Here is a 5136-nt window from a genome sequence, read left to right as displayed (position 1 = left end):
GGTGCGGGGCTACGACCAGTACGGCCATGGCGAATCGGCCGGGCCGCGTGGCGGGCTCACGTCGGACATGCGCCTGCTGGACGATCTGGCGGACCTGGTGGACGCCACCCGCGCCCGCATGGGAGCTCAGTGCGTCGTCGGCCGCGTGCCAGGTGGCGGTACGGGCGTCGTCGAGGGTCTTCTGCAGGCTGAGGGCGTCGGCCAGCGCATCCTCATGGGCCTTGAATGCCGCGACATCCTGTTCAAGCTTGCGATAGACGAGATAGCTGCCGAAGCTTTCGGCAAAGCCGCCATGGGGGTCGGGCACGAGCGCGGCCTCGCGAGGCGAAAAGCTGGGCTTGAAGATGAACGGGCCTTCCTTGCCGGCTTCCTCCGTCACCTCTTCGGACAGGAGGAGCGGCTGGCTGCGGCCGTCGACATAGCCGAAATGCTCGATGCCCTCGCCTTTCTTCTGTCCGGCGGCGGCGGGACGGCGCAGGGCGCGGCCGACGTCGCGCCCGATGATCGTGATGCCGCTCTGGGCGAGGCTTGACGTCAGCCTGACCTCCGCATTGGCGACGAGCGTGTCGCTGTCGTCCGCGACTATGAGGAGGGCATGGATGGCGGTGAGATGCTCTTCCCATGCCGAGGTCTCGGGATCGCCGAGCGGGCCGCGATGCGCCGCCATGCCGTCCAGAAAGGCCGCGTCGCCCGGCGGGGTGAGGCCGATGGCGCGATAGCCCTCGGCGGACATGGCGAAGAAGATGCCGGTCCCGCCGGGCCGTCCATATTTCTTGAAATCCTCGGTCTCGGTCAGTTGCCGTAGCGCGGACGTGACCTGACCCGCCAGATTGTGGATCGCCAGACGCACCTCGTCCGCGCGGCTGGGGTCGAAGCGAAGAAAGACGTTCACCGTGTGATCGCGGCCATGACCTTTCAGGATATTGCCCTGCAGATCGTCGAGTATCGCGCCTAGCGCCGGGTCGTGCCAGTCGATCGGGGCGTCGAGTAGAGCAATCGGATCGGTCATCGGAAATCTCCCATCGCGATTCGGCAAGAACTGCCGACCTGATGACGGAAGAAGACCTTGGATCGTCTTTGGCCAAAGCGTGTCACGAAGAGATCACGCAGAAATTACGATGGGGGGGGCTTATATGTCCATTTTGGAACCGGACTATTGACAAAATATAGAGGACGATCACCCTTATTTTCAGGGTGGAGGTCGACAATGGCCGAAATGATAAATGTGGATGTCAGGCATCATCTGACAGACGTGGACCATATCTGTTCCACGCAAATGGAATTTGTAACCCATTTCGACCGATCAAAGGATGTTTACTGGCATTCTGCGGCATCGGGGACGATGAATCGCGGGCAATGCACGACATGCGGCAGGGCCTTGGAGGCGGACAGGCCGTTTCTCTATACCGATATTGCGCGGGGAGCGGCCATCATCGTCAATCCTCATGGCGAGGCCGCCGATTTTATCCGGCCTGATTTTCTCGACCGGGCGGATCGCCCCGGCCTGCGGTTCGGGCAGGTCAGGGGGCTGGACGCCTTCCGCGAACTGTTATGGATGCATGAACTGGACATCGGCGCGGCGACGCTGGGCGAGATCAAGCGCCATCTGGTGGTGAGAGACGATTATCCGGCATCGGCGCATATTCGCCTGATCGGGGCGGACACGGCCCATGCCCGTTTCTCCGTCGCGCCCGGTGGCGACGAGGCGTCGCGGACCGCCGAAATGCCCTTGTCCGACATTCGAAAGGTCGAGACTGCGATCCTGACGGCGCGCGGGCAATCCGCCGATACCCGCAAAAGGCGGCGTCGCTTCATCGGGCGAAGGCATCCGCGCTTCGTCGCCTGGCTGGACGCGGTCGAGACGGGCGGCGACCCGCATCTCGACGCCTGTCGTGCCGGGCTTCGCGCGATCCTCGACGGGGGAGAGGGGCCGGAGGACATGACGGTCCTGATCGTGCCGCTGATGGAGAAATCGCCCATGTCCACGGCGGATGCCGCCGATCTCTTTCAGGACCTGACGGGGATTGTCCTGTCGCAGGCTCTGGTGGCCCGGCTGGGAGAGGACGAGGCCGGGAAAAGCGCGATGCTCGCACTCTGGCGCAGCTTTGCGGAACTGCCGCCCGGCCTGCGTGTCCGCGACAGCCTGTCGCTGGAGGAAATCCATGCCGACAATGAGCCGGGGCAGGTGCTGGCCGCCTATATCCCGAATGAAGGGGGCGTGGATTTCGACCGGATATTGCTGTCGTTCGACGTGATCCAGCGGGCCGATTTCGCCCATGCCCTGCGGCACGAAATTGCCCATGCGGTCCATGAGCGGTGCGAGGCGCAGATCAATGCCTGGCTGAAGGCGATGTTCGGCTGGACCTTCTATCCCCTGCCCAAAAGCTGGGCCGACAATCCGGAGATACTGGCCGAGAGCATCGACCCCTGGATCGCCGATATCGGCGGTTGGGCGGATGCGGCGCCGCTCGCCGTCACGGACGGGGACAGGCAACTCCACCGGCAGATCATATGGTTGGCCTGTCGCCGGGGCATTCCGGAGAAGGGGGTGATGATCCAGTCCCATCTCACGGGGCCGAGCGACCAGCCCGCCTGGTTCGGCGAATCGCGGGCGCGCGCCATCCACCTGCAAACGGGTGCGGACTGGTGGACCCGTGCTGACGAATGGTTCGCCTTGCCCGTGCGGGAGGGGGAGCCACCCCGGCTCGTCTTCATGAACTACCAATATTCGGAACTGGCCATCGTCAACGCATACTGCCGGGAGTTGGTCGGCGAGGGGAAGCTGATCCCCAACCCATTCGCGCTGATGTCGCATCGCGAGTTCTTCGCGGAATATTATGCAAGCTGGCACGATCCGGGGTCGGCATTGCGGGACGCGCATCCCGAGTTCGAACAATTTCTGACGGATCTGGAACTCACTACATAACGAGCGGAGGTGAACATGGTGAAATGGACTGTGACCGTCGATGAAGGCGCACCGCATGAGGTCGATGCGGGCGTGTCGAACCCGGTGTTCGTCATCAAGCATGGCGGCAAGACCTATGTCAGCATCCTGTTGCAGGATGTTGATGCGCTGACGGCCGACGTTCAGGGCTATTATCAGACCAAGTTCATGGAGGGGGAGGCCGACCCGGCCCTTGCCCGACGCGTGAACGTCACTGAACCGGATCTGGTCCATCCTGTGAACATCAAGCCCTGAAGGGCGGGGATGCTGCGCCGGCTGCCGCCCTCGCTGGCCATGGCGGCGCGGCATGCCGGTGTCACGCGGCTTGCGGACCTGACGGGGCTGGACAGGTTGGGCGTACCCGTCTGGCAAGCGGTGCGGCCATGGTCGCGCACAGTCAGCGTCCATCAGGGCAAGTCCTTAGACGCTGCGGTCGCTCCCATTGTCGCGCTGATGGAGGCGATAGAGGTCCATGCAGCGGAACGGCCGGGCGCCGCGACGTTATCCTGCGCGTGGGACGGGATCGATCCGATGCAGCGGTCGCCATTGCCGGATGATTTCGCGGAGGTGCGCGAGGGGCTGGCGGCGGACACGCCCCTCGAATGGCTCCGTGCCGAACGGATCGGGGATGGCTCGTCCTTCTTTGTGCCCCGCGCTGCGGTGCTGCTCGATTTCGCCGGGGGAGCGGAGGATGCGGCCGGTGTCGAGATCAGCAGCAACGGTCAGGGCGCGCATTTCAGTCTGGCCGCCGCAACGCTCAAGGGGCTGCTGGAATTGGTCGAGCGTGACGCGATGGCCGAGGCCGAGCGCGGCGGGACGATCGACTGGCGGCTGGGCCGGGTCCATGTCGAGCCGGGGCATTGGCCATGGTTCGATGCGCTGATCGACCGCGCCCGCGCCAGCGGCATTTCCGTCTGGCTCTATCGCTTTCCCGCGCTGGCCGGCATCCGGGTCCTGTGCTGCGAGATGCGGGAGCCGGGCGCGTTCCCCGCGCCACAAGCCATTGCACGGGGCGTGGCCGCCGGCTTCTGCAATGAGGAGGCGCTGCGGGGCGCGGTAGCGGAGGCGGCGCAGGTCCGCCTGACCAATATCGCCTTTGCGCGGGAGGACCTGATGGGCGTCCTGCCGGGCCGGCCAATCGATGCCGTTCCTCCGCTGGCCTTTGTGGTTCGGCCCAACATTCTCGAACCGGCGGCCACTGTCGGGGAGCGATGTCCCGTCGCGTCGGTCGCGCAACTGAGCGCGGGCTTGGCCGAGGCGGGCTATCCTGACATCGTCCGCTTCCGGCTGGATACGGGCACGCCGGATGTCCACGCGGTCCGGATGTTCGTGCCGGGGCTGGGGTCCGGACGCCGCCGTCGGAGGAAGCGGGCAGGATGACATGGGACAGTGCGATTCACGTCTATGCGGGGCCGAGCTGCCATGCGGAATTGCTCGGCACCGATCTGGTCTTGCACCCGCCCGCAGCGGCCGGGGACATGGCGCGGCGGTGCGGCGATGCACCCTGCACCATCGTTCTGATCGATGGCTATTTCGGCCATGTCCGCTCCCCCTGGCACAAGGAAATCCTGCACCTGATGTCGCTGGGGTTCCGGATGATCGGCGCCGCGAGCATGGGCGCCTTGCGCGCGGCGGAACTGGACAGCGCCGGGATGCTGGGCATTGGCGCCATCTATCACGGCTTTCGGACCGGGCTGCTGACAGGCGACGATGAGGTGGCGCTCGTCCATGCCCCCAAAGAACTGCGCTATCGGCCCCTGACGATGGCGCTTGTCGATGTCCGGGCGAAACTGGTCGAGGAAGTGCGGGCGCGGCGCCTGTCGCCCGCCACCGCGCGCCATATGGTGGAGGACGCACGGGCGGTGCCCTTTTCCATCCGCGACGCGCGATGTCTGGCGGACATGGCGCGGCGGCACAACGCCCCTCCCGACCTGCTGGACCCGGCGGCGCCGGGGCTCAAGGCGCGGGATGCTCTGGCGGCCATCGCCTGTGCCCGCGCGTTTCGGCACGGGCCAGCCGCGGGGGCGGCAACACCTCCTATGACCGTCTATCTGCGAGGGATGCTGGAGCGCCCGCGCGATCCATAGCGAAGGCGGCCAGCACCCCGTCGCGCAGCAGGGATCGCGGATGATGGTCGCGAAAGGGATGATGGCTGACGATCCAGTCGCTGATCGCTTTGGCACTCGGTTCGT

4 protein-coding genes and 1 pseudogene are annotated in these 5136 nt (G+C 65.5%); 4 read left to right on the top strand and 1 reads right to left on the bottom strand.

From position 1 onward, the window contains the following. A pseudogene (locus ACFC3J_RS21915) lies at positions 1 to 1009 on the bottom strand (hypothetical protein); the annotation flags it as partial. 198 nt (positions 1010 to 1207) lie between these two features. Here ACFC3J_RS21915 and ACFC3J_RS21910 point away from each other — a divergent pair. The 4 genes from ACFC3J_RS21910 to ACFC3J_RS21895 are packed head-to-tail and all read left to right on the top strand — an operon-like array spanning position 1208 to position 5031. Then, positions 1208 to 2926 (top strand): hypothetical protein, encoded by a 1719-nt coding sequence (locus ACFC3J_RS21910; RefSeq protein WP_375198072.1) that lies wholly within the window; start codon positions 1208 to 1210, stop codon positions 2924 to 2926. A 15-nt stretch (positions 2927 to 2941) separates the two neighbouring features. Beyond that, on the top strand, positions 2942 to 3199 hold the full coding sequence (locus ACFC3J_RS21905; protein WP_375198071.1) for a hypothetical protein: 258 nt from the start codon (positions 2942 to 2944) through the stop codon (positions 3197 to 3199). A 9-nt stretch (positions 3200 to 3208) separates the two neighbouring features. Then, positions 3209 to 4324, top strand: coding sequence for a YcaO-like family protein (locus ACFC3J_RS21900; protein WP_375198070.1), 1116 nt, complete (start codon positions 3209 to 3211; stop codon positions 4322 to 4324). Beyond that, positions 4321 to 5031, top strand: a complete 711-nt coding sequence (locus ACFC3J_RS21895) for a TfuA-like protein (RefSeq protein WP_375198069.1) — start codon at positions 4321 to 4323, stop codon at positions 5029 to 5031. The genes ACFC3J_RS21900 and ACFC3J_RS21895 overlap by 4 nt, the downstream gene beginning before the upstream one ends. Positions 5032 to 5136: the final 105 nt, after the last annotated feature.

This window comes from Sphingobium sp. (genome assembly GCF_041987595.1).
Classification (GTDB): Bacteria; Pseudomonadota; Alphaproteobacteria; order Sphingomonadales; family Sphingomonadaceae; genus Sphingobium.
Note: the sequence above shows the minus strand (reverse complement) of the source record. Positions and strands in the feature narration are given on the sequence as shown.

Bases quoted from the DNA above. Each gene is read 5' to 3' on its own strand.
- ACFC3J_RS21910 (WP_375198072.1), top strand. From the start codon at position 1,208: ATGGCCGAAATGATAAATGTGGATGTCAGGCATCATCTGACAGACGTG.
- ACFC3J_RS21905 (WP_375198071.1), top strand. From the start codon at position 2,942: ATGGTGAAATGGACTGTGACCGTCGATGAAGGCGCACCGCATGAGGTC.
- ACFC3J_RS21900 (WP_375198070.1), top strand. From the start codon at position 3,209: ATGCTGCGCCGGCTGCCGCCCTCGCTGGCCATGGCGGCGCGGCATGCC.
- ACFC3J_RS21895 (WP_375198069.1), top strand. From the start codon at position 4,321: ATGACATGGGACAGTGCGATTCACGTCTATGCGGGGCCGAGCTGCCAT.